The sequence below is a fragment of the Helicobacter burdigaliensis genome (assembly GCF_003670295.1).
Taxonomy (GTDB): Bacteria; Campylobacterota; Campylobacteria; order Campylobacterales; family Helicobacteraceae; genus Helicobacter_D; species Helicobacter_D burdigaliensis.
In genome coordinates this window covers 1-26,607 of record NZ_QXJG01000008.1, presented here as the reverse complement: position 1 = coordinate 26,607, position 26,607 = coordinate 1, and the positions used below count along the sequence as shown (strand labels likewise).

19 protein-coding genes and 1 pseudogene are annotated in these 26,607 nt (G+C 32.5%); 5 read left to right on the top strand and 15 right to left on the bottom strand.

Going from position 1 to position 26,607, the window contains the following annotated elements; translation table 11 throughout:
* Positions 1-95 precede the first annotated feature (95 nt).
* The 6 genes from EBF09_RS09075 to EBF09_RS04480 all read right to left on the bottom strand — a co-directional run bounded on the left by EBF09_RS09075 (position 96) and on the right by EBF09_RS04480 (position 5,383).
* Positions 96-248, bottom strand: a complete 153-nt coding sequence (locus EBF09_RS09075) for a hypothetical protein (protein WP_157978164.1) — start codon at positions 246-248, stop codon at positions 96-98.
* 51 nt (positions 249-299) lie between these two features.
* A complete protein-coding gene (locus tag EBF09_RS04500) occupies positions 300-1,418 on the bottom strand; it encodes an AAA family ATPase (protein WP_121763944.1) in 1,119 nt (372 codons plus the stop codon).
* 65 nt (positions 1,419-1,483) lie between these two features.
* Positions 1,484-2,500 (bottom strand): UDP-glucose 4-epimerase GalE, encoded by a 1,017-nt coding sequence (gene galE / locus EBF09_RS04495; protein WP_121763943.1) that lies wholly within the window; start codon positions 2,498-2,500, stop codon positions 1,484-1,486.
* A gap of 23 nt (positions 2,501-2,523) precedes the next feature.
* A complete protein-coding gene (locus EBF09_RS04490) occupies positions 2,524-2,877 on the bottom strand; it encodes a hypothetical protein (protein ID WP_121763942.1) in 354 nt (117 codons plus the stop codon).
* Positions 2,878-2,882: 5 nt separating this feature from the next.
* Positions 2,883-4,253 carry a cytochrome P450 gene (locus tag EBF09_RS04485; RefSeq protein WP_121763941.1) on the bottom strand — a complete coding sequence of 457 codons (1,371 nt, stop codon included), beginning with the start codon at positions 4,251-4,253 and terminating at the stop codon, positions 2,883-2,885.
* 2 nt (positions 4,254-4,255) lie between these two features.
* Positions 4,256-5,383, bottom strand: coding sequence for a hypothetical protein (locus EBF09_RS04480; protein WP_121763940.1), 1,128 nt, complete (start codon positions 5,381-5,383; stop codon positions 4,256-4,258).
* A gap of 170 nt (positions 5,384-5,553) precedes the next feature.
* Here EBF09_RS04480 and glmS point away from each other — a divergent pair, with 170 nt between their 5' ends.
* The gene (gene glmS, locus EBF09_RS04475; RefSeq protein WP_121763939.1) at positions 5,554-7,344 is read left to right on the top strand and encodes a glutamine--fructose-6-phosphate transaminase (isomerizing); all 1,791 of its coding nucleotides are present in this window, start codon (positions 5,554-5,556) and stop codon (positions 7,342-7,344) included.
* Positions 7,345-7,359: 15 nt separating this feature from the next.
* On the opposite strand, the pseudogene EBF09_RS04470 reads toward glmS, so the two are convergent.
* The 9 genes and pseudogenes from EBF09_RS04470 to EBF09_RS04430 all read right to left on the bottom strand — a co-directional run bounded on the left by EBF09_RS04470 (position 7,360) and on the right by EBF09_RS04430 (position 20,883).
* Positions 7,360-10,304, bottom strand: a pseudogene (locus EBF09_RS04470) (type I restriction endonuclease subunit R).
* Positions 10,297-12,495: an AAA family ATPase gene (locus EBF09_RS04465; RefSeq protein ID WP_121763938.1), complete on the bottom strand. Its 2,199-nt coding sequence runs from the start codon at positions 12,493-12,495 to the stop codon at positions 10,297-10,299. The pseudogene EBF09_RS04470 and the gene EBF09_RS04465 overlap by 8 nt, the downstream one beginning before the upstream one ends.
* Before the next feature lie 12 nt (positions 12,496-12,507).
* On the bottom strand, positions 12,508-13,809 hold the full coding sequence (locus tag EBF09_RS04460; protein ID WP_121763937.1) for a restriction endonuclease subunit S: 1,302 nt from the start codon (positions 13,807-13,809) through the stop codon (positions 12,508-12,510).
* The gene (locus EBF09_RS04455) at positions 13,806-15,716 is read right to left on the bottom strand and encodes a type I restriction-modification system subunit M (RefSeq protein WP_121763936.1); all 1,911 of its coding nucleotides are present in this window, start codon (positions 15,714-15,716) and stop codon (positions 13,806-13,808) included. The genes EBF09_RS04460 and EBF09_RS04455 overlap by 4 nt, the downstream gene beginning before the upstream one ends.
* A 143-nt stretch (positions 15,717-15,859) precedes the next feature.
* Positions 15,860-16,027, bottom strand: coding sequence for a YgaP family membrane protein (locus tag EBF09_RS04450; RefSeq protein WP_111228975.1), 168 nt, complete (start codon positions 16,025-16,027; stop codon positions 15,860-15,862).
* A 21-nt stretch (positions 16,028-16,048) separates the two neighbouring features.
* On the bottom strand, positions 16,049-17,410 hold the full coding sequence (locus tag EBF09_RS04445; RefSeq protein ID WP_121763935.1) for an FAD-dependent oxidoreductase: 1,362 nt from the start codon (positions 17,408-17,410) through the stop codon (positions 16,049-16,051).
* Positions 17,411-17,583: 173 nt separating this feature from the next.
* A complete protein-coding gene (locus EBF09_RS04440) occupies positions 17,584-18,999 on the bottom strand; it encodes a DegQ family serine endoprotease (RefSeq protein ID WP_121763934.1) in 1,416 nt (471 codons plus the stop codon).
* A gap of 76 nt (positions 19,000-19,075) precedes the next feature.
* The gene (locus tag EBF09_RS04435; RefSeq protein WP_121763933.1) at positions 19,076-20,257 is read right to left on the bottom strand and encodes a cation:proton antiporter; all 1,182 of its coding nucleotides are present in this window, start codon (positions 20,255-20,257) and stop codon (positions 19,076-19,078) included.
* 122 nt (positions 20,258-20,379) lie between these two features.
* Entirely contained in the window at positions 20,380-20,883 is a 504-nt protein-coding gene (locus tag EBF09_RS04430; RefSeq protein WP_121763932.1) for a hypothetical protein, read from the bottom strand.
* A gap of 153 nt (positions 20,884-21,036) precedes the next feature.
* Here EBF09_RS04430 and EBF09_RS04425 point away from each other — a divergent pair, with 153 nt between their 5' ends.
* The 4 genes from EBF09_RS04425 to lpxD all read left to right on the top strand — a co-directional run bounded on the left by EBF09_RS04425 (position 21,037) and on the right by lpxD (position 25,574).
* Positions 21,037-22,338, top strand: a complete 1,302-nt coding sequence (locus EBF09_RS04425; protein WP_121763931.1) for an aminotransferase class V-fold PLP-dependent enzyme — start codon at positions 21,037-21,039, stop codon at positions 22,336-22,338.
* A 67-nt stretch (positions 22,339-22,405) separates the two neighbouring features.
* Entirely contained in the window at positions 22,406-24,097 is a 1,692-nt protein-coding gene (locus tag EBF09_RS04420; protein ID WP_121763930.1) for an acetolactate synthase large subunit, read from the top strand.
* Between the two features lie 2 nt (positions 24,098-24,099).
* On the top strand, positions 24,100-24,570 hold the full coding sequence (gene ilvN, locus EBF09_RS04415; protein WP_121763929.1) for an acetolactate synthase small subunit: 471 nt from the start codon (positions 24,100-24,102) through the stop codon (positions 24,568-24,570).
* An 8-nt stretch (positions 24,571-24,578) separates the two neighbouring features.
* The gene (lpxD, locus tag EBF09_RS04410) at positions 24,579-25,574 is read left to right on the top strand and encodes a UDP-3-O-(3-hydroxymyristoyl)glucosamine N-acyltransferase (RefSeq protein WP_121763928.1); all 996 of its coding nucleotides are present in this window, start codon (positions 24,579-24,581) and stop codon (positions 25,572-25,574) included.
* Positions 25,575-26,607 lie beyond the last annotated feature (1,033 nt).

Genomic DNA, 26,607 nt, shown 5'->3' with positions numbered 1-26,607 from the left:
ATAGGCATTTTCTTACTTTATACAAGATTATTACCCTTAAAAATCAAAGTAATAAAAAATATTTAAAAATGTGATATTAAAGGAGTTTGTTTGATTTACGCCTTTATCTCCTTATCCCCACTCTTTAACACTTCTTTTAAAATGCTATCGCTTTTAGTTTCTACATAGGGATTATTTACTAGATTTAATCCCTTTTTGTTTTGTAATTCTTGATTTTCTTTTTCTAGCTTCTCTCTTTGTTCTAGCATATCAAAAAAGCTTTGTGTGCTATCAAAGATTAGAAGTTAGTTTTTTTGCTTTTATATTCCTAATCCCCTGCATTCTTTTAGCCAATATTCAAACACAGGATCTACTAGATAATAAACCTGCCCCCTTTTATCCAAAATATCTTTTACCTTTAAGCCATTAAGTGCAGTCTGCAAAGAAGAGTTTTTAAGCAGTGCATTATCATAGAGTTTAGCGCCCTTTTGCTCTAGGACGATTTTTAAAGCGATGCGTTGATTTTTAGTAAGATTCTCCCACTCTAGTGCAAAATAGTCATTTTCACGCTCCAAAATAAGCTTTAAAGTTGTTTGAAAACATTTTTCATCTACTGCATTTTGTGTAAAATTCCATAATTCATATGCAAATTGCTGTGTGTAATAAGGAAAACCCTTAGTGATTTTAAAAATCTCTTCAATAAAATGCGTTTCTATTTGCTTACCCTTAGCGCTAAATCGCTTTTGTATAAACTCACTCCAATCTTCTAGGCTAATTGTATCGATGATAAAATGCTTCACGCTTTTATAAAAGGCTCTTTTCTTATCCATAAACATAGAATCTAGCAAGGATTTTTTGCTCCCCATAAAAATATAAGAAACCTCCTTGCCATGCATTTGTAAACAAGAACGAAAAAGCGATTCATAACCAAAATTTTCAATCTCTTGAAACTCATCAAACACCACGACAAATTTTTTGCCCTTTTTTGCAAGTAAAAATGGGAGATTAAGCACATCTTCTAGCGTCTGCCTTACTTCATTTGCACTAAAATTTAAAGAAAAATTAGCCTCTCCATTACTTCCAAAATTCACGCTAATATTTGGCTTTATTTTTAAAATATTTTTGCAAAAATCTATCACTTTCTCCATAGGTTCTTTGAGATTTTTTGCAATTGCATTAAAATATTTATTGATAAAATCTTCTATGCTTAAAATACTCATAAAATCAATAAAGACAAATTTACATTCTAGCTCTTCTAGGGTTTGCAATACAAATGAAGTCTTGCCAAAACGGCGTGGTGCGTAAATTAAAAGATTTAGCCCATTATGAATATCTCTTTTTAGCTCTTGCTTTTCTAAAATACGATTGCAAAAAAATTCATTCCTTACAATTCCACCATAAAAAAAGGGATTGTCTTGCTCTTCTAAGCCTTTATTCATCGAAATTTCCTTTTATTATGTTTTTTACATAATGTTTTTTGCGTAATTATAACATATTCTAAAAATTACTTGCTATTTAGCTGTTTTTCCCATTCATATGCACTCTTACAAATAAGCTCTAAATCATTATATTTTGGCTTCCAATTTGTATGGGTTAGAATCTTTTGATTATCACTCATTAAAGTTGCTGAATCCCCTGCTCTCCTTTTTAACTCTTTAACTATAAAATCCACCCCACTTACTTTTTTAACGCAATTAATTACTTCTTTTACACTAAATCCAACCCCATAGCCCACATTATAAACTTGTGATTGCCCCTCTTTTTCTAAAGTTTTTAAGCTCTCTAAATGCGCACTTGCTAAATCATCTACATGGATATAATCCCTAATGCATGTGCCATCTTTTGTAGGATAATCCACCCCAAAAATCCCCATTTCTTGTCTTTTACCCACCGCAACCTCACAAGCTACTTTGATTAAATGTGTAGCATTAAGCGATCTTTGCCCTAAGTTTTTAGATTCATTTAAAGCACCCGCTACATTAAAATAACGCAAAATCACGCTTTTAAAATCCTTATTTGCCACTTCTAGGCTTTTTAGTATCTTTTCAATCATCAGCTTAGATTCCCCATAAGGATTGATAGGATTAGGTATTGCATTTTCTTTAATAGGTTTTGCATCTTGTACCTCTCCATAAACCGCCGCTGTGGAGCTAAAGAGCATTTTATTTACACCAAATTTTTGCGCTACCTCTAAAAGTGTAATCGTTTTTGCTGTGTTATTATGAAAATATAATAAAGGCTTAATAACTGATTCGCTTACAATCAAACTCCCCGCAAAATGCACAATCGCATCTATTTTAAATGCACTAAAAAGCTTCTCTAAAACCAAAATATCCCCAAAATCCCCGCAAACAAATTCCACTCTTCCTTTAAAGCTTTCTTGCAAAAATGCTAAGTTTTCCTTAAATCCTGTGCTAAGATTATCTAAAATCACAATCTTACAATCGGTATTTTTTAAAAAACAATAAGCTGTATGTGAGCCAATATATCCACAAGCCCCTGTAAATAGATAAGTTTGCATAATTTTCCTTTGTAGAATCTAAATTATAATTGTTTGCCGATAGTTTGATCATTAAGGCGTTTTCTAAGCATTAAATCAATAATGGGTTGCTCTCTTGAATTTGCCCTTTTGCAATGATCTTTTTGAAAATAATTTGTGATTTTTATCACAATTTTTGCCCACCTTTTATCCCGCTCCCTCCAAGCATGTGAAGAAATAGATTCCCAAGCATAGCCATTAAAAAGTGTTGCATTTACAAAATGATCTAGCGCTCTAACCCCTTGTCTTACACGACTAACTTTACCAAAAGTCCCCACAATAACAATAAATAAATATCCTATTATCATTAAAGGCACAAGTGCGCAAAGTAGGATTGTCCCTGCTAGTTTTTCTTTCATCTTTCCTATCTTTTAGTAAATTTAATCCTCATTCCATTTGCAGAACGGATAGTAAGCCTCCCCACCACATCTGGAACAAAACCATCTTGTAATTCTAACTTATAAGTCCTTAAAATATTTGCTAAAATCAACATCGCCTCTTGAATAGCAAACCCTTGCCCTATGCAAATACGCTCTCCCATACCAAAGGGCATATAAGTATCTTTTATAATTCTCTCTTTTTCTTCAAAGCGAGAGGGGTTAAAGCTATGCGGATTACTCCAATAACTCTCATGCCTATGGATAAGCCAAGGTGCTACAACCACACCACTCCCCTCTTTTAGCTCATTTCTTTGAATATTTGTATCTTTTGTAGCAGTTCTTGCAAAAAATCCAACCGGCGGATATAATCTAAGCGATTCTTTAAAAACATTATTTAAATACTTTAAAGCCCTTAAATTCAAAATATCAAAATCTCCACTAGGATTAATAGAAATTATCTCTTTATAAGCTAACTCTTGCTCTTTTTGGTTTAAGCTTAGGAGATAAAGCGCCCATGTAAGCGAGCTTGCTGAAGTTTCATGCCCTGCTAAAAAAAGCATCGCCACTTGATCTAAAATCTCTTCAAAGCCAAATCGCTTCTTTGTATCCACATCTACAACCGCTAAAAGTGAGGAGAGAATATCACTATATGTGCTATCCCCTTCTTTATAGGCTTCATAGCGAGGCTTTATAATATCTGCTAACACCTTTCTAATGGTATTTCCAGCCCTTATTCTTTTATATTCTCCTAAAAGCATAGATACCCATTTTGGCAAACAAAACATCTTATGGATTGCCCTATGCACCGTTTGTTCTTGAAAGGTTACAAACGCATCTAGCACTGCCTTGCCCCTTAATTCATCCAATTTTTCTGACATAATGGTTCTAAAAATCACATCTGCAGTTACAAAAGTCATAATTTCATCTACTTCTAAGATATTATTTTTAGCACTTAAGTTCTCTATTTTTTGCATCATATCAAAAACCGCTTCATGCATAAGCGAAAAAACTTTAGTGATTCTTGCTTGTTCAAATGAAGGGCGTAAAAGCTCCCTTTGCCTCTTCCATACTTCTCCATTTGTGGTAAAAATACTCTCTCCCAAAAGTGGGCTTAAAAGCTCGTGCAAAAGCTGACTTTTAGGAAACTCCTTTACCTCATCTACCATAATCCTTCGCACATCTTTTGGGTGATTTGCGATCACTAAATCAAATCCGGGCATTTTTACCCTACCTGATTTCATTTTATAGCTTCGCTCATACAAACCATCAAGCCATGATCTGCGTTTTAATAAAAAGGTTACAAGCAAACTTGCTTTATTTTTATGAGGGGCTGGGAAAAAGGGACATTCACCCATCTTCACTCCTTAAATTTATTTTCTAAAAAATCTTTAGAACCAATAAGAGAAAAATAATCATATTCGCCCAAAATTTCATTAGCATATAAATACAAAAAATGTGCTAAATAGCGATTCTTTCGTATGTTTTTATAAGTTTCTTTACTAAAAAGTGTAAAAAATCGTGCATTTTTAAAATACGGAAATTTATCTTTTTTAATTCCTGCTATTGTAACAAAATCTAGCAAAGGAAAACAAGCCCCATCAATAGGAGAGGTAATATCAATCCACACCAATTTTGCTTCTATAATACCTCTTAACTGCCCTATAAAAGCCTCATTATCTTTTTGAAAACTTGCAAGTGGAATACACTCTCCTAAGGTTACAAGTTTTAAATTTGCAAGATTTAAATTTCTCTTTTTGGCAAGTTCTATCACTCTAAAAACCACCCCAATGCTTAAAATCGTCCCCACACTATGCGAGATGATAAGCATTTCATAATTTTTATTTTGATGGTTTAGCTCTAAAATCTCCACAATCTCTTGTGCAAATTCACTCTCTTTAGCATTTAAGTCTTTAATTTTACCTTTTGCAAACTTAGCACAAAATACATAAATGTTAGAAAGCCAAAAAACGGCTAATTTTTTACCACAAAAAATCACAAAATCATTCCAAAATTTTAAAAAAATAATTCCAAAAACTACCCCCAAACCCAAAAATAAACTGCCAAAATCTGCTAAAATTATTAAACTTAACAAAACCAAAAAGATTCCAAAAATCTGCATAAAAGTAAAATAAAGCACAGGATAAAGCCCTGCAATAAGCTGCGTTTTAGAAGCTTTGGCAAATTTCATAAAAAGACTAGAAAATACATAAACTTTCAAAAAATACAAAAACTCTTTTAAATACTGCAAACTATTTCTAGCCCAATGCGCCCTTATAATGCTATCCCATTCTAAAAAATAATAATGCGTTTTTGCTTCTTTTTGATAAATTTCACAATAAGGTAATTTGCTTTTTTTTAAAGGAGAAATTTCTAAATTTAATCCATTGATTTTATTTTGCTTTTGTAAATTTTCTTTTAAAAGCGAGTAATAATGTCTGCGTCCTCTAGGATCATAACCGGGGATATAAAAAACATCTCTTTGCAATTCTTTCCTTAAAATTTAATTTTATATCTTTTTTAGATTCTATCCTTATAATTTTTATAGGATAATTTTGCCTAAATTATAAGATAATTATTCAAAAACCCTGCTAATTTACTTTTTATTTATAGAATTTATGCAAGAATACAAAAATTTTAATTCTAGGAGTGTTTGCAATGTGTGGAATTATCGGCTATATCGGCACAAAAGAGAAAAAATCTATTCTTTTAAATGGGTTAAAAGAGTTAGAATATAGAGGTTATGATTCTGCTGGAATCTGTGTGCTAAAAGAGGATAAAATTGATACTTTTAAATCCGTTGGCAAACTAGAAAATTTAGAGAGAAAATGCCAAGATTTTAGCTCTAGCGGTTTTGGAGTGGGTATAGGACACACAAGATGGGCAACGCATGGAAAGCCCACTGAAGTGAATGCACACCCCCATTTTGGACAATTTAGCAATGTCGTGCATAATGGGATTATTGAAAACTATCAAAGTTTAAAAGAAGACTTGCAAAAAAAGGGAATCTCTTTTATCTCACAAACCGATACAGAAGTCATCGTGCATCTTTTTGAAGACTTTTTGCAAAACTCTAAAAACCCTCTAGAAGCATTTAGTAAAACCATTTCTTCTTTAAAAGGTGCATATGCAATCTTACTCATCACTCACCTTGCAAAAGATACGATTTTCTATGCCAAAAATGGCTCTCCACTCATCATAGGAAAAGGCGAAAATGATGAAATCTATTTTGCCTCTTCAGATGCTCCCCTTATAGGACTTGCTAAAGAAGTTTGCTACCTTGAAGATGGGGCATTTGGAGCGATGAATAAAGAAAACTTTGCCACTCTTACTAACCTAAAGGAGTTAAAGGGTGATAAGCTTTCAGCTCAAAAAGATGGCTTTACCTTTTTTATGGAAAAAGAAATTTATGAGCAACACAAAGTTTTATTAGAAACTATGATGGGAAGAGTTAGTGAAACTTCATTTAATTTAGGAGAACTAGAGAACTTAAATTTAGATAACATTAGCTCCATTACTCTTTGTGCTTGTGGGACAAGCTACCATGCTGCCCTTGCTGGAAGCTATCTATTAGAACGCTATGCAAAAATAAAAACCAAAGTAGAAATTGCAAGCGAATTCCGCTACAAAGAGCCTATTTTACATAAAGATGAGCTATTTATCGTAATTTCGCAAAGTGGCGAAACTGCTGATACACTAGAAGCCCTAAAGCTTGTCAAAAAACAAGGCTTGAAAACGCTTAGCATTTGTAATGTAGATAATAGTAGTATCGTAAGAGAAAGTGATGCCTCACTTCTTACCCGTGCTGGAATAGAAAAAGGGGTTGCAAGCACTAAAGCCTTTGCCACACAAGTGATGGTGTTATGGATTTTTGCTAGTTTTCTAGCCCAAAAACGCAACCTTTTAAGCAAAGAAGAGATAAAAACTCTCTCGCAGACTATGCTAAATGTCACCAAACTCACACAAGTAAATAAAAAAACCCACGAACACATCAAAAGACTTGCTAGACGCTATTTGCACGGACATGGATTCTTCTTTATAGGGAGGGATATTTTCTATCCTCTTGCATTAGAGGGCGCATTAAAGCTAAAAGAGATTAGCTACCTACATGCAGAGGGCTATCCTAGTGGAGAGATGAAGCATGGACCTATCGCACTTGCAGATAGTGGGCTATTTTGTGTAGCACTTATGCCTAAAAACCTTTTATACGAGAAAATTAAAAGCAATGTAGAAGAACTAAGTGCTAGAGATGCGATGATTTGTGCTATTAGTGCGGAAAACTATGAAGGTAGTGATGATTTTATACAAATCTCACAAACAAAAAGCTATATGGAAGAATTCTTTGAAATGATGGTAGCTTTACAGCTTTTTGCCCTAGAAGTTTCCTTGCGTTTAGGCAATGATGTAGATATGCCAAGAAACCTAGCAAAAAGCGTAACGGTAGAATAATCTTTTCTACCTTATTTATCCTACTTCTGCTAACACCACATCAAACATCTTTTGTGTAACCCTTTGTTTAAACACTTCATCATCATTAAAATTTCTATAAAAAGCAAAATTTACATCTATAATCTCTTGCATTTTTGCTTGTAGTAATTTTTCAAATTCAATACGCAAATTTTGCTTATCAGAATACTTAGAAGATTGAATAAAACTTTCATCTTTTAGCACATCATCTTTAATATTTTGCAATGTCCTTGCGATTTTATCTCCCTCTCCCCATTCTATATTGCCATATCTCTCATTGAATTCCTTTACAATGCTTAAAAGCTCTTTTAGCTCTACTTCTTGTGCTTTACTTGTGCCATCTGCATTAAGTGGTAAAAGCTCACCATTGCCCTCTAGCTTTATATCTTCACTTTTTATAAGTTGCACACGATAGCTATCAAAGCTCACATTATCTAAAATCCCCTTTGCCAAGTCTTCTCCTTTTGGAGGAAAAATCTTTGCAATAAGTTTTTTAAGCAAAATATAATGCTTTTCTAGGTTTATATCCTCATAGGGTAGAATTTGAGCCAAAAACGCATAATTATTTAAATAAGTTTTTACTTTAGCATAAAATTCTGTTTTTTTATCATCGTTTTTTTGATTAAACCGCTCTACCATTCTATCTAGCTGCGTGTGAATAATATTTTCTTTTTCTTTATTCAAAATAGATTCTACAAATTTATCAATTTCTTCTTGTGTATAGACTTCATATTCTAAAAGATTGCTTTTAAGATCAAAAATCTTTTCAATATCACTTTTTTCACCTAGATAAGTTTGCTCATAAAATGTACTAAAAGACTTTGCTATGTCTTCATGTGAATTAACAAAATCTAGCACACAAGTATCTTCTTTATCCTTGCATACTCTATTTAATCGCGATAGCGTTTGCACCGCACTTACACCACTTAGGGCTTTATCCACATACATTGTATGCAGTAGTGGCTCATCAAATCCGGTTTGATATTTCTCTGCTACGATTAAAAACTTATACTTATCCTTTTTAAACTCATCTTTTAATACACTCTCACTAAATCCATTAAGAACACTCTCGCTATAAGTTTCACCATTAAAATCTAACTCACTAGAAAATGCAACAATCGCTTCAAAGTTTGGATAGTTTTTCTTTAGATATTCTCTAAAAGCAAAATAATAGTTAATAGCACTCTTTCTGCTTCTAGTTACCACCATAGCCTTTGCCCTAGCTCCTATTTTCTTATAACTATGGCTAAAAAAATGCTCACACATAATTTCACTCTTTTTAGCAATAGAATCTTCATGGTTTTCTACATAGGCTTTTAGCTTTTTATTGGCTTTGCTTTTATCATATAAAGGATTATCTTTAATAGAAGAAAGAATTTTATAATAACTCTTATAAGTTGTATAGCCTTTTAACACATCAAGGATAAACCCCTCTTCAATGGCTTGTTTCATAGAATAAAGATGAAAGGGAATAAACTTCTCCTCTCCATTTACATTGCAAGGCGTCCCAAACATCTCTAAAGTTTTTGGCTTTGGAGTAGCGGTAAATGCAAAATAGGAGGCATTTTTTTGTAATTTTTTACTTTTTATAATCTCTATAATTTGCTCATCTATATCTTTTTCCTTATCTTCGCTTTTATCTCTAATAGCCTCACCCATTTTTTGCGCACTTATACCACTTTGACTAGAGTGTGCTTCATCAATGATAATTGCAAAAGTTTGCTTTTTAAGGTTGTGATTTCATCTAAAATATAGGGGAATTTTTGAATGGTTGTGATGATGATTTTCTTGCCCTCTTCTAGTGCCTCTTTTAGCTGTCTGCTTCCATGTGTGATAGCTTCTACTAGATTTTTTGTATTTGAAAAGGATTTTACATTTTCTCTAATTTGAGAATCTAGCACCTTTCTATCTGTAACCACAATAATGCTATCAAAGATAAGTTTTTCTTCTGTCATGTTGAGCGGTAGCGAAACATCTCCATGCAAACTTACAAGATTATGTGCAAGCCAAGCAATAGAATTACTCTTGCCGCTTCCTGCACTATGCTGTATCAAATAGCATTTACCCACGCCATTAACCTTTGCGTCATTTAGAAGTTTTTCTACCACATCAAACTGATGATAACGCGGAAAAATAACCTTTTCTTGATCTTTGTCTTTTACCACTCTTACAAAATCAAAAATAAGCGTAAGCAAAATATCTTTTTTAAGTATCTTCTCCCAAAGATACGCACTCTTTAGCCCATCACTTAGGGGATTTCCTGCACCGCTTTTTAAACCTATCTCGCCACTACCATTATTTAGCCCACGATTAAAGGGGAGAAATCTTGTCTTTTCTTTTTCTAGCTTTGTAGCCATAAAGGCTAAATCACAATCAAGTGCAAAATGCACGATACAATTTTGCAAAAGCTTCTCTTTTGGATCTCTATCTTTTTTGTATTGTTCTATTGCGTTATAGACATTTTGCCCACTTAAAGGATTTTTGAGTTCTATGCTTAAAAGTGGCACACCATTTAGAAAAACCACTATATCAATAGAATTTTGATTTTCCTCACTATAATAAAGTTGGCGAATGATTGAAAGGGTGTTTTTATTATAATTTTCTATACTATCACTATTTAGAGCATTGCTTGGTTTTCTATAAGCTAGACTTAGCTTTATTCCGCGTATTTCTATGCCATTTTGCAGGGATTTTACAATGTCTTGCTTTGTGATTTTAGAGGCAATTTGCTTTAAAATCTCAATTCTATAACCCTCCCCCAAACGCTTTTTTAGCTCATCTAAATCTTTACTTTGCGTAGATTGCAAAAAGCTTATAAGTAATTCTGTATCAAGACATAAAGTCTTATCATAGTTTTGGCTCACTCTTTTTATATATCCATTATTTTCTAGCAGATAAGATTCTATAAAGTTTTCTAAATCTCTTTCTTGGTAGTTAGTCATTGTTTTCCCCCATCATCTTTTCATAATGTTCTTCATGTTTTAATTTATTAAAAAAATTCTCAAATGCTTCAAAAAACATATTTATATCAATGTCTTTTACATCTGATATATTTTCTCTATCAGAATGAGATTCTCTACTTATATATCTATAGAAAGCTTTATATTGTATATCATTTGCAAAATACTCATTAACAATATCAATCAATTTTTTTGCATACACAAAGCCTATAAAATTTTCTAAAATATTTCTCATTGTATTAGGTATTATCGCTTTATGTGTTTTTTCCTGCTTATACTCTTTTAATATTTGCCAATAAGCTTGATAATCATTTAAAATTTCATCTCTTTTTAAGCTACTAATACAAGAAAAATTATTTTGATTTTTAAATATTCTAAACGAAGTAATATTATTCTTTTTATCTTCTTTGTTGATAATTTTAAAAAATTCATGATAAAAATACAAATTATGTGTAAAAATAAAAATTTGTTTATATAAAGCATTTTCAAAAAAAGTGTGTTTTATAAGTTGGGCTATCTCATAAATATAATTAAAAGAAAGGCTAGAAATAGGATCATCAATCACGATAATTTTATCTAAAATTGCTTCATCTTTTTCTTTTTTGCCTTGACAGAGCTGTAAAAAATACAAAAATGAAATTAAAGTTTTTTCACCCTCACTTAAGGTTTTAAAACTAGGTTTATTTTCTCCTTCTCTTACGATAACATATTCTTGCTTTTCATCATCTTGGACTTTGATGTAAAAATTCAAAATTCCTAAATCTTTTAAATATTTATTGATTTTATCAACTGATTCTTGGATATTAATTACCCCTTTTTGTTTTTCTTTTATGGTATTTTCTATATTTTTTATTTCCTCTTTAATGGTTTCATCTTTTTTGACTAAGTCTTTTTTTAAATCCTCTTTTTCTTTCTTATCTTTTTTATATTTTTCTATAATCTCTTTTTTCTCAAAAATCGCAAATTCCCAAAATTGTTTTTTTAGTTTTTCTCGTTCATCTTCTGGATTTTCTAACTTACTATTAAATTCTATGATTTTTTTCTGTATTTGTTTGATGCAATTGTTTAAATTCTGAAATACTTCTTCGGTTTTTTCTAATTCTATTTTTTTGCTAGGCTCTTTAATTTTTTCTTGAATTTTTCTAATATTTTCTTCAAGTTTTAATTTTACTTGAGAATATAATTTTTCAAATTCTAAATTTTTACTATCTAAAATATCTCCTCTATAAAAAGTCTCTATACTTGGTATATTTGAAAGCAAATTTTTATAATCATCATTTAATTTTTCCACTTCTTTTATTTTACTTTCATATGTTTTATCAAAATAATTCTCTAAATAGCTTTTAAATTCTTGAGTGATTGTATCTTTTTGACAAAAAGGACAAGTTTGAGAATCCTCCAAAACATACTTATCAAAACCATCTTTTACCCAATCTTCATTTCCTAGCTTTTTGATTAAATTTGCAATAACACTATCTTGATTGCCTATTATTATTTCATTAAATATTGAGTTATTTTCTATATTTTTAAATTCTATATTTGAAATTTCATTAATATTTTCCAATTTAACTTGTGTTGCGTCAGTAAGAATCTTATATTGTTCTTTTAATTCTTCTAAATTTATATTTTGATTGATTGCACCAAGAGATAAAACTTCTTCTATTTTTGGATTTATAAATTCAAGAAAACTCTCTTTGCTTCCCATTCTTCCTTCAAAAAAATCCTTGAAATCGTTACTGTGATTTTGCTTGATTTTCCAAATACTTTCCTTAAAATCATTTTCTATTTTTGCTATTTCTTTTTGCTTTTCTTCTAATTTTTCTTGATTTTTTTCTTGGATAGATTCTAATCTCTTCGATTCTTTTTGTAAATTTTCAATTTCTTGTTTTATAGTTATATTTTCTTCAGAAAGTGTAAAAATACCTTTTTGTCTATCTGTATCATAGAAATTTTCATCAATAAAATCTTGATTATAAACTAAAATTTTTTCATTGCTTAAGCCTTCTATTTTACAATCTTTAAATTTTTCGCTACTTGGATTGGCTAAAAATTTGGAAATTTGTGTTTTTCCTGTTCCATTTAAACCATAAATCAAATTAATGCGTTTATTTGTTTCTAGAGTTGTTTCATCTTTATAACTTGCTACATTTTTCATAGAAATTTTAGTAATCATCTTCCCTCCTTTTTATAAACTAATTCTACTACATACGGCTTGGTTTATGAGTGTAGTTTTGTATTCTTTTATGAGTTTTATTTGTTTTTTTGTTTTTTCTATGATTTTATCTATCTTAGAAATTTCAGAATCTAAAAATTGTGCGATTTGCTCTTGTTCTTTTAGGGGTGGAAGTGGTATTTTAAGATTACCTATAAACTCCCAACTTGCTCGCGGCATTTTTGTTCCATAAGTTGAACTATCTACAATATCTATAAATGAAGGCGAAAGCATTAAAAACTTTAGAAAATTATTATCAGCTCTGCTTGTTCTTAAAACCAAAAATTCACTAACACAAATCCCACTTCTATCAGCTAAAAATACTTTTGCTAGATATGGGCGTAATTTTCCAAATAAAATATCCCCCTTTTCAAATATTATCCCATCTTCTTCAAACGCCACTTCATTTGTTGGAATGTATTTGCCTGTTTTACTCTCTATATTTTCAAGCCCAATTCTAAAACTCATATTATTCTTTTTAGATTCTTCACTACACATAGAATAACATAAGGGGAATTTAGTATAACAAGAATAATCTCCATTGCTCCCTTTTTGATTTTGCAAAGAAACAAGATATTTCAACTTTTTAATCTCCCAATGTTGCGGAATCTCTCCTAAATGCTCTATACCACTATCTTTGAAATTTACATTTTTATCAAGTCCTTTGGTAACGCATTCATTAATAAGGGATTGTTTTTTCTCATTTAGAAGTGTGATGAGCTTTTGCTTTTTCTCACAAAAAGTTTCTATTTGTTTGCATTTAGAATCTAAAAAATCCGCTATCCTTTTTTGCTCTTCTAGGGGTGGAAGTGGGATTTTGATAGAAAGTAGTTCGTCTGCATTAAGTGTTGAACGAACCCCTGTTCCAATATTATTAAATATTTGCTTAACATATAAACTATAATAAAAATAGTAAAAATATTTTGAATAACTTTTTTCTTTTGGGATTAATCGAATATATGCTGAACTCATAATGCCTTTTTTATATACATATCCAACACGGCTTGTATTAACATTATCCAAGTCTATTAGCTTAAATACCAAATCATCACAATTAAAAATTTGATATGTGCGAAAATCCAAAGGGTTTAAACCAAAATTTTGCTCTATGTCTTTTTCTATTACTCCACTTAATGTTAATGCCAATCTAGTTTTGCACTGAAAATTTGAATTCAGTTCTTTTTTATTACTAAACAGAAAAGAACCTTTCACCATCTCCCAATGCTCTGGAATCTCCCCAAGCCAATCTATGCCACTATCTTTAAAAGCTCTCATTGCATAATCTCTCTTAAGAGATCTTGCACTTCTTTTTCCAAGTCTTGCAACTGCTTATTTATCTCTTCTAGCTTTCTTGGTGGTATGTAGGCATAAAAATATTTGTTAAAAAGTATTTCATAACCCACACTTGCACTCTCCCATGCTATCCAAGAGTTTGCTACATAGGGCTTTACTTCTTCATCATAGTAGCTTTGTATATCTGTTTTGAGGGGGATTTTCTCTGTGTTGTTGGTCTTATCAGAATCTAGCAGGAGATTTTCTTCACTCTTTTTTAGCTTTACTCCAAGATAGGAGAAGAATTCTTTTCTATCTTTGAAATCTCTTTGGCTAGATTCTAGCTCTTTTAATTTTCCTAAGATTTTTTCTTTGTCTTTGAGCTTTTCAAATTTTTCATCATCTTTTAAAACTTCTATGCTTTTTGGCTTTTCTATGAGGATTTTAGTATAGCCAAAGTCGCTATTATCTAGCACTTTGCAATCTTCATTTTCACTAAAGTTTAAAAATAAATCCGTGATTTTTTCTATATGCTCTTTTGTCATTTCATTTTGCTTTTGCCCCAAGGACTTTTTCATCTTAGAAAAATACCTCTCACTTGTAGCATTGATTAGCTGGACTTTGCCCTTTTTATGCTCTAGCTTGTTGTTTGTGATAATCCATATAAAAGTGGGAATGCCGGTGTTATAAAACATATTGGTAGGAAGTGCGACTATGGCTTCAAGATAGTCATTTTCTATGATGTGTTTTCTAATGGCTACCATTCCATTATCAGAGTTAAAAAGTGAGCTTCCATTATGCACGCTTGCGATGCGTGAGCCAAGCGGGGAATCTTTGGCTACTAGCTTCATCTTGCTTAGCATGTTTAATAAAAACATCATTTGCCCATCACTTTTGCTTGTGATTCCTACTTGGAATCTTAAATCTTTGCAATTCTTTTTGCTATCTATACCTAAATCTTTTTGATCTTTTTCCCATGACTTTCCATAAGGAGGATTTGTAAGCATAAAATCAAATTTTAAATTTCCTAGTTTGTCATCACTTAGGGTTGATCCATATTTGATATTGTCTGGATTTTCGCCCTTGATTAGCATATCTGCTTTACATATAGCGTAAGTTTCTGGGTTTATCTCTTGCCCATAGAGATGTATCTTTGCATTAGATTGCATTAAACTATCTGTAATAAACTCTTTAGATTCTGTTAGCATTCCACCGCTCCCACAAGCATTATCATAGATAGTGTAAATCCCCTCTTTTATCTGCTCTCTAACTGGTAAAAATACAAGATGAGTCATAAGCTCGATAATCTCTCTTGGGGTAAAGTGCTCTCCTGCTTCTTCGTTGTTTTCTTCATTAAACTTTCTTATAAGCTCTTCAAAGACATAGCCCATACCAAGATTACTTAAGCCTTTATGGATAATCTCTCCTTTATCATCTAAAATAGGATTGATAGAAAGGTTTATCTTAGGGGAGCAAAATCGCTCTATCACACCATAAAGTATATTTGCCTCTTCTAAAGTATCAAGCTGATTTTTGAATTTAAATTTAGAAATAATATCTTTGATATTTTCACTAAAGCCATCTAGGTAGTTTTCAAAGTTTATTCTAATATTTTTAGGATCATTTAGAAGTGTCTGCAAGGTAAAGTTTGAATGATTGTGAAATCCTAAATCACTCCCTTTATCTCTGCCCCCAAGCATATCATCAAAATTTTCTAATTTATCTTTATAGGCATTGTAGGTTTTTAATACCCGCTCTTTTGTAGGCTCTAAGAGGACATCAATGCGTCTTAGAATAGTCATAGGCAAAATTACATCGCGATATTTACCCTTTACATACACATCGCGAAGCAAATCATCTGCTACACTCCAAATAAAATTAATAATGGGTTGAAACTCTTTTACTTCCAAAATTATACATCCTTGCATTTAATGGTAAATTGCACATAAATTCTACCAAAAAGCATTTAAAAATATTCTATTTTGTTAGAAAAGTAGCTTCAAAATAGAGAGTTTAAACAAATTTTGCTAAATAGGGAGGAACTCTCCTCCTTTTAGCTTTGCTTTTTCTTTAATAGCTTATACAAAGGACAATAGCCATACACTGCACTGAGCAAAGGCAATAAAGAAATTAACCACCACCAACTTTGGCACACAAACCCAAACACAAAATATAACGCCATTGCAACTAAAAGGCGTATTGTTTTATCTAAATTACTCATCTTTTATCCTTTTTTATATTTTTATGCTTTTGCAAACACCATGCCTTTCATTACCATAGTTTTCATCAAATACACTTTGACAAACCAATTAAGCCAGCTCTCTCTTGTCGCTCCAAAACAAGGCATGCTAGGATCAACACCCTCATAATTAAACTCTACCATTACCGCCTTGCCATAGCGAGTAAGAAGCGGACAAGCTGTATAGCCATAGAATTTCGCACTTAAAGGCTTACCCTCTAAATGATCTAGGATATTTTGTGCAATTACTGGATATTGCTTTCTAATGCTTGCTCCTGTCTTACCCTTTGGCACACCTGCACAATCCCCAATAGCAAAAATCGTAGGATATTTTTTATGTTGTAAAGTAAATTTATCCACATCTACCCAATTCCCTGCTACATGTCCGCTAGTTACTGCAAGTCCTGCTTTAGCGATAAAAGGAGAAGTAATCATCTTAGGAATAACAAATAAATAATCATAAGGCACACTTACTTGCTCTATTGCAGTTTTTTGCACACCATTTTCAGTGTATGGCATAAGCTTATCAAAATAAGCGATTTTATTTTCTTTATCCACTTTTCTTAGCAAATGTTGCATAGAATAAGGCATTTTTCGCTCTAAGAAAAATTGCTCAATCATTTTTGCATGCACTGGAGATGAGAGCATACTATTCCCACCTACATAAAGATGCATTTGAACCTTAGAGCGCATATTTTTACTCGTAGCTAAATCCTCTAAAAGAAAATTTACCTTTTTATTTGCACCCCCACATTTTATAGGAGTGTTTGGCTCTGCAAAGACTGCCTTGCCTCCATTTTTGACAAGCTCTTGAATCATCGTATGTGCTTTTACCGAGCCATCAGCTGTATAAATGCTTGCAACATTAGCATATTTTGGATCATTTATAATCTCTTCGCTTAGTCCCTCATACTCTTCAAATTTATAAGTTGTCCCTGTGGCGATAACCAAATAATCATAAGGATAGCTTGTCCCACTTGTTGTAGTTAAGCTTTTACCTTCAGGATCAATGGATTCTACATTTTCTTTAATCCAATTTACCTTTTCATTAATCAAATCTTGTTTAGCAAATTCAGTATCCTTTTTAGTATAAATCCCTCCTGCAATGAGTGTAAATCCCGGCTGATAATAAAGAATGGGATCTGCATCAAAAAGATTAATTTTTGCATTAGGCAAATCATCAATAAGCTTTGCAGAAAGTGAAATCCCTCCAAGTCCTGCACCAATAATGGCGATATTTGGAGCTAGATTTGACTTTGCTTCTGCCTTAGTTGTCGCCACCATACCTGCTGCACCTAAAGCAACGCCACCTACGCCCATAATTTTTAATAAGTCTCTACGACTAATATTTTCTGTCTTTTTCATAGGAACTCCCTAATTTTTTTAAAGCAAAAAGATTATAACAAAGGCTTTTAAGACTTTTTTGTAACAAAGTTACCAAAAATTTAACTTTTTATCTTTAAAAATTTATAGAGAGTCTTTAAATAAGCTCACAAAAGAAGGAGAATCTTTTGTGATTTCAAGGAGAGTAAATGAAATTATTTTGCTACGATAGTAAGGATTCTACCACCACGATTAACAAGCATTCTCTTAGTTTGCCCTTTGTAGCGACTTAATGCTTCATTAAAAGTTTTAAGGTTTTTAATATAAAAGCTTTCAATTTGCACGATAATATCGCCCCTTGCAAATCCTAGTTCTTCTGCTTTGCTATCTGGTTTTACATCTGTTACAAACACACCTTGAATACTACTTGGTATGCCAAGTTGTGCTTTTAGCTCTGCGCTTAGATTATCCACAGATAGCCCACTAATGCCACCCACTTTAGCCCCTAAAGCCTGTGTTTGCTCTTCTTTAGCTTTTGCTAAAGTGAGGGAAATATTTTGCTCTTTTTTATCACGGATAATTGTGAGAGTAATTTTCTCATTTGGATTGAAAGTTCCGATGATATTTTTAAGCTCTGAGGGGCTTTTTACTGCTCTATTATTTACTTTGGTTACAAGATCCCATACTTTTAGTCCTGCTTTTTGTGCTGGAGAATCTTCTTCAATCGCAATAATCACTGCGCCTTTTTGATTGTTATAAATATCTTTTAAATCCTCACTCACTTCTTGAATACTAACGCCTAAGAATCCTCGCTCAATCACACCTTTTTCAATTAAGTCTTTAGAAATCTTTTTTACCATTTCTGAAGGAATAGCAAAGCCAATCCCGTGATTTCCTCCTGTGCGTGAGAGAATAGCTGTATTAATCCCAATCAATCCCCCACGACTATCTACAAGCGCACCACCACTATTCCCAGGGTTTATAGAAGCATCGGTTTGGATAAAGTTTTCATAATCATTAATCCCTATTCCACTTTTATTAAGCGCTGAAATAATCCCTTGTGTGATACTCTCGCCCACTCCAAAAGGATTCCCAATCGCAAAAACAACATCACCTACTTTTAAATCACTACTAGAAGCAAACTTTAAAAAAGGAAGATCTTTTGCATTAATCTTAATCACTGCTAAATCACTCTTAGCATCTTTACCGATAAGCTTTGCGGTGTATTCTTTGTTGCTCTCTGGCAGGGAAACAAGGATTTTATCCGCTCCATCAATCACATGATTGTTAGTAACAATATATCCATCACTAGAAATAATCACTCCACTTCCTAAACTGCGTTCAATCCTATCTTTTGGCACAATAGCTCCAAAAGAATCTCCAAAAAATTGTCTAAAAAAGGGATCTCGCATCAGAGGATGGTTTTGCATATTAGGGGCTTTTACTTTCTTTTGGGTAGAGATATTTACCACTCCATTTTTAGCCTCTTTTATAGAATCATAATAAGAATAAATTTTGTTAGAAGAAAGATTAGGACTCTCTCGCTCTGTAATGCTTGGTAATTCTTGCACCTCAAAGGCAAAAACATTACTAGCAATCAAAGCACTCAAAAAAAGCATTTTTGCTTTCATTTGCCACTCCTTTTTTGAAATTGAAATTATTTTTATTACAAGTTATTATTTCAAAAGAATGTAAATCAATAGTCAATCATTCTTCAACCAACGAACAATCTACACTCTTTTTAGAATAATTTGCGATAAATTTAATACAAATTGTAAGCAAAATCCCCTCTAAAATAGCCGCTAAAATAAAGGCATAATATTCTTGTGTGCTAATAGCATTAAACTGCTTCCCAAGCTGTGCTGTGGCTACCAAAAAGGTTAAAGGCATAGAATGCGAGAGCGCAAAAAGCAAGATTTTTTGATAATCTTTAAAATAGCTTTTATACGCAATAAATGCACTCACCAATCGCAAGCTTAACATCACTAAAATAATGCTAAAGGTTTGCCCGATTAGATGAAGATTGTTAAAAATTAAATTTAAATCTAGCGTAGAACCCACATAAATAAAAAATAATGGGATAAAAAACCCAAAGCCAAAATCATTTAGTTTTTCTGCTAAGCCCTTTTGATAATGAAAATAAGTCGCTAAAATCATACCCGCCAAAAACGCACCCAAAACCTTCTCTAGCCCTAAAAGCTGTGCGATTCCTATCATACTTAAAAAAAGCATTGCTGAAAATCTAATATCTTGATTTTTGCTAGAATCTTTTGGAATAAGTAAAAATTTTAACGCAGGAAACCACCAAAACAAAATATCTGCTATTTTAAAAATCCCCACAATCACGCTTAAAAACACAAATAAAACAATCAAAGTCTTATAAAGCTCAAAAGTATGCCCATAAGAATAAGCACCATTTAGCACTACAAGCACTACAATACTAATAAGCTCCCCTAAGATTCCCACATTTAAAGAAAGTGTAAGCCAATCTGTGTTTTTGGGATATTCTTTTAAAAGTGCCATAATCATTCCAAGACTCATTACAGGCAATGCAACAATATAAAATTCTGAAGCACCCGAATAAAACACATACAAAAACGCTAATCCATAAAGAACGATAAAATAAACCCCTGCCCTTTTTAAAAACGCAATTCCAAGCTTATTAAAAGTCTTTAAATCCACTTCTAGCCCCGCTAAAAACATCAAAAACAAAAACCCAATTTGTGCGATAAATTCTAATGAAGTAGAATGCGTAAAAATCCCAAAATGAAAGGCAAATGCACCCAAAATAATCTCTGTAACCACAAGGGGTATTTTAGTAATTTTACTCACAAAGGGCGCTATTACAATAAGTAAAGAAATAATACCAAAGGTAATGATAACTTCCATAATCTTCCTACAATAAGTCTTTTAAAAAATTTTTGCAGTATAACAAAAGAAGTTTTAAAAAATGTTGGCACACCAAAAACTTAAGCCTTAAATGCAACTTTTATCAACTTCTATAAATGAATTTATGAAAAATTTGTTTGCAAAAGATTGAGTAAGTAATCTATCGCCTTATCCTTTCTTGCTTGAAAATGCTCCTCTGTTTCTATTTGTTCCATATAATAGCCTTTTTGTATAGAATAAGGCTCTTTTAGAACTTTTAAATCTTGCTCCAACATTTCTTTAACCTTTTGTGGATCTCTCTCTTCATTGCGTCTTTGCCTTACTTGCCCTAAAATCGCAGAATCTATTTTTTGAGGATCATTAATCCCTTGAATCTCCATTGCTTCCCTAAAAGCACTAATAAAAGAAGCCGCACCTAACATCCCTACTTCCATCAGATCGCGCCCTATAAACTCCCCATAAGACATATTTTCTTCTTTTGTTACATCTATCTTATTTGTTTGATTTACTTCTAAATTTTGTTCTTGTTGTGTGTTTTGCAATAATATTCCAAAGGCTTTATTTTCTTTGTTTAGAGGGGCTATATTGTTATAACTACTATAATTTAAATGATTGCTAATTTGCATATTTCCTCCTTTGCTTTTTAAAAACTACAAGCAAATTTTATACCAAAAATAAATTTTTCATAAATATTTTCAAATTTTACATAGAAAGTTTCTTTAAAGCATTCTATGGGGTAGAATAAGGTAAAATTCCATATTTATTTTAAAGGCAAATATTTGAAAAATGATTTTTTTAGTCCATTTTTAGAAAATCTCACTCCCAAACAAAAAATCAATTCTCTTAAAAAAAATTGCATTTTAGCCAAAAATGCACTCTATTTTGATTGGACTGCAAGCGGGCTTGGACTAAAATTAGTAGAAAAAAGAATTTCTAAACTTTTACCCTTTTATGCAAATACACATTCTGATAACTCCCCCCATTCTAAACTCATAAGCGACATTTATGAGGGCAGTAGAGAAAATCTTAAGCAAATTTTTGGTTTAGATGAAAATTATTCTCTTATTTCTTGTGGTTTTGGCTCTAGTGCTGCTATTAAAAAATTTCAAGAAATCATGGGAATTTATATCCCTCCAAAAGCTAAGCAATATCTTACAATCAAAAAAGAAAATCTGCCTTTAGTGATTATAGGGCCTTATGAACACCATAGCAATGAGCTAAGTTTTAAAGAGGGGTTATGCGAGGTTAAAAGAATCCCACTTACTAAAGATGGGCTTATAGATTTAGAAGTTTTAAAACAAGTCTTAGAAGAAAACAAAGGGCGTAAAATCATCGCTTCTTTTTCTTTATGTTCTAATGTAAGCGGTATTTTAGCACCCTTTTGGGAGATTTCTTATTTAGTTAGAAAATATGGCGGAATTGTATGCTTTGATATGGCAAGTAGCTCTAGTTATTTTAATATCCCAGCAGAATTTTATGATGTAGCCTTTCTCTCACCTCACAAACTACTTGGTGGAATCGGTAGTAGCGGGATTTTGATTATTAGAAAAGAGCTGATTGATAAAACTCTCCCACCTACATTTTGCGGAGGAGGTGTGGTGGGCTATGTCTCTCGCACCTCACAAATCTACCATTCTAATGAAGAAATTAGAGAAGAGGCAGGAACTCCTGGGATTTTGCAGTTTTTGCGCGCTAATTTAGCTTATAGGATTAAAGAAGAAGTAGGAGAAGGCTTGATTTTAGAAAAAAAATCAAAATTAGCCAAACCTTTAAGAGAATTTTTACAAAATGAGCCAAAAATCACTCTTTATGGCAACCAAGCCCACAATGCCTTAGAAATTTTTTCTTTTAATATCCAAAACCACTCTCCTTATGATGTGGCAAAATTCTTAGGAGAAAAAGGAATTTTAGTGCGTGCAGGCTGTGCTTGTGCAGGTCCTTATGGACATGATTTACTAGGCTTAGAAGATAATGCAGTTTTTAAAGAAAAGCCCGGCTGGATTAGAGTAAGTGTGCATTATACACACACAAAAGAAGAAATTACTCATCTTTGTGAATGTTTAAAGGCTTTTTTAGTCTAGCTTTCATTTTGAATAAAGCATTTTGTAGTAGAATACAAATTTTTACAAGTAAAATTGGGGTAGCATAATGCAATTAAATGGTTCTGAAATGGTAATACACGCCTTGAAAAATGAGGGCGTAAAAGTAGTATTTGGTTATCCAGGTGGTGCTGCGTTAAATATTTATGATGAAATTTATAAGCAAAATTATTTTACGCATATTTTAACAAGGCACGAACAAGCAGCAGTGCATGCAGCTGATGGCTATGCAAGGGCAAGTGGAGAAGTTGGAGTGGCTATTGTTACAAGTGGTCCGGGTTTTACAAACGCAGTTACAGGGATTGCAACGGCATATATGGATTCTATTCCTCTTGTTATTATTAGCGGACAAGTGCCTACAAGCCTTATAGGCACCGATGCTTTTCAAGAAATTGATGCGGTGGGGATTTCACGCCCTTGCACCAAGCACAACTATCTTGTAAAAAGCATTGAAGAATTACCTAGAATCTTAAAAGAAGCTTTTTATATTGCAAAAAGTGGTCGTCCAGGTCCTGTGCATATTGACTTGCCAAAAGATATTAGTGCAACCATAGGGGAATTTAACTATCCTAGTGAGATTAAATTACAAACCTATAAACCTACTTATAAAGGCAATGTAAGGCAGATTAAAAAGATAGCAGAAGCTATAAAAGAAGCCAAAAAGCCTATTTTGTATTTAGGGGGAGGCTGTATCGCTTCAAAAAGTGCAGATCTTATTAGGGAGCTTTGCACTCTCACTCAAATTCCAGCAGTAGAAACACTTATGGCAAGAGGAATCTTATCCTACGATTGTCCAAACCTTTTAGGAATGGTAGGAATGCATGGAAGCTATTGTGCGAATATGGCGATGAGTGAAGCAGATTTAATCATCTCTCTTGGGGCTAGATTTGATGATAGAGTTACAGGAAAGCTAAGCGAATTTGCAAAATATGCAGAAATTATCCATATAGATATTGATCCTAGTAGCATTTCTAAGATTGTCAATGCTACCTATCCTATTGTAGGCAATATTAGCGATGTTTTAGAAGAGCTTTTGCCACTTTTAAGGGAATGCTATGATAGCAACACCACAGTCCTTTGGAGAGAAACGCTTATGCGTTATGATAAATTGCACCCTTTAAGCTATCAAGATAGTGATACTCCTTTAAAACCGCAATGGATTTTACAAAATATAGGAGAATCTCTAGGGGAAAATGCCATAATTAGCACCGATGTGGGACAGCATCAAATGTGGGCAGCACAATTTTACCCCTTTTCTTTTCCTAGACAATTTATCTCTAGTGGTGGGCTTGGCACTATGGGCTTTGGGCTTCCTGCTGCTATGGGGGCTAAATGTGCAAATCCTAATAAAATCTCTATCAACATTAGTGGCGATGGTTCAATTTTGATGAATATTCAAGAGCTAATGACTTGCATAGTTTATAATATTCCTGTAATTAATATCGTGCTAAATAATAATTATCTTGGAATGGTGCGTCAATGGCAAACTTTCTTTTATGATAAACGCTATTCTGAAACGAATTTAGAACAACAACCTGATTTTGTAAAACTCGTAGAATCTTTTGGAGGTTTTGGAAAAGTTTGCCACACAAAAGAAGAATTTATCAATGCTTTGCAAGAAGCAAAAGAGAGCAATAAAGTCGCACTTTTAGATGTGAGGATTGATAGAATGGAAAATGTTTTACCTATGGTGCCAACAGGTGGGGCATTGTTTAATATGATGCTAGATTACAAGGAGTAACTATGGAAACAAAAAGAACCATTATTGTAAATGTTCTCAATGAACATGGAGTTCTCTCGCGTATTAGTGGCTTATTTGCTGGACGAGGTTATAATATCGAATCGCTAACCGTTGCTCCCCTGCTAGATGGCAATCTCTCACGCATTAGCATTGTTACAAAAGGCGATGAAAGAGTGCTAGAACAGATTTTAAAGCAACTACACAAGCTCATTCCTGTGTTAAAGGTATCTGAAGAAGAGCAAATTAGCGAATTAGAATCTTTGCTTGTAAAATTTAACAATGGAGAAAATATGGCAGATTTAAATGCTATATTTGGTGCATATAATGGTAAAATACTAGAAATCAATGATAAAAATATGATTTTTATGGCTTGTGATACGCCTAGTCGCATCGAATCTTTGCTAAAAGCAATTAAAGCTTATAAGCCAAAAGACATCACTAGAAGCGGAACTTTAGCTATTGAAACAAACTAGGAGGGCAAATGCTATTAATAGAACTTATTAACGATTTAAAAGCAAAAGGACTTATACAAAAGGTTATTGCCTATGAGGACACAGAAGATAAATGGGTAGAAACTAAAGATACCCACAAAGAAATTACAAGCATTGAGTCCCCGCTTGTTGCAGAGCATTCTCACATCACTTTTTTAGAAAAAGACAAATACAAAAAAGATATTCAAAAAAGTAAAGCAGGTGCAGTTTTATTACGCCCTAGCGATATAGAAGCACTTAGTAAAGATACTATTGGGCTAATCAGCCCTGCTCCCTATCTTGCTATGGCTTATCTTAGTAGATTTTTTCAAAAACCCCTTTTTCACAAAAAAGAAGAAGCGATAATCTCAAGTAGTGCGCAAATTGCTAAAAATGTAGTGATTGGCAATGGAAGTAGCATAGGTGCTGGAACAATCCTTATGGCGGGGGTAGTGATTGGAGAAAATGTAACCATAGGAAGAAACTGCATTCTCTATCCTAATGTATGTATTTATAACGATACTTTAATAGGAGATGATGTGATAATCCACGCAAATAGCGTAATTGGGAGTGATGGCTTTGGCTATGCACACACGCAAAGTGGAGAACATATCAAAATCTATCACAATGGTAGAGTGGTGCTAGAAGATTGTGTAGAGATTGGCTCAAATACTTCTATTGATAGGGCTGTTTTTGGAGAAACGCTCATCAAAAAAGGAACAAAGATTGATAATCTTGTGCAAATTGGACATAATTGTATCATTGGAGAACACAGCATTATCGTTTCTCAAGCAGGAATTTCGGGCTCTACCACCACAGGACGCAATGTAGTGCTTGGCGGACAATCTGGAAGTGCTGGACATCTACATATAGGTGAATTTACACAAGTAGGAGCAAGAGGAGCTATCTCAAAAAGCCTTCCTCCTTTTGGCAAATTTTCAGGACACCCCCTTTTGCCTATCAATGATTGGCTAAAGCTACAAGCAAAGCTTAAAAAGCTTCTCTAGCACCCTTAAAACCTCACAAGATTTCACTCTAAAGAGAGAAACCTTGTTTGAGGACAGCAGAAATCTTCACAAAGCAATCTTACACCAACGCTAAACCCTATATATTCCTTGAAAACTTTTATATAAATAAATCACAACAAATAGATTGCATATCTAAAAAACTTACATTGTGATTTGAAAGTTATTTTGATATTTTACACTCAATCTAAAACTAAATCATAATTAATTTTAAAGCAATGTTAAAGAATAAAAGGTAAAATTCTATTTAGTTTTAAGCAGTATTTTTATTGTCTTTTAAAGACTTTAAGGAGGCTTAATGGTAGAAATAAATATCTTTATGATACTGTTAATCACTCTAGTTATAGTCTTAAAACAACTATAACTAAAGTTATAATTTAAAAGATACAAGAAATATTCTAAGTAAAACCCGCTTAACTTACGCTTAAAACTATTAAAACCAGTCTTTAAAAGATAAAGCGGGTAAGGAGGCTATTTTTTTAGCTTTTACATTATCTTATCTTTTTATGCAAAGCTGTTTTTGAGACTTTTTAAACCCTTAGATTTTAAGGGTTGTAAAGTTTATCTTACTTCTATTCTTAATTTATACCTTAGAAACTTTAATTTATAAACTTTATCTTTATTTTGAAAGAATTTATTAGAGATTTTACTAAAAAAAGAAAAGAAATTTTATTTACCCCTTACAAACTTATATCAATAACAAAACCAAAAGAAGCCAAATAACTTCTTGTGACTTTTTATGAATAAAACTCTTAAAACTAATAAACTACAAGAGGGTTCTAAATGGGAGAAAGAACCCTCATATAGTTTATTTATACTTTTTGTGATTAAAAATAAATCTAAACTATCTTTAAAAATAACCTTATACTTTTATATAAAGTTTTATTGCTCTACTTGTCATTGCAAGATTTGCAAAAGTAAATCGTGGCAATCTAATTATCTAATTGCTATCACAAACAAATACAAATCTAAAAGCAACCCCTAAAGGTTAATCTCTTAGATTACTATAATCGCT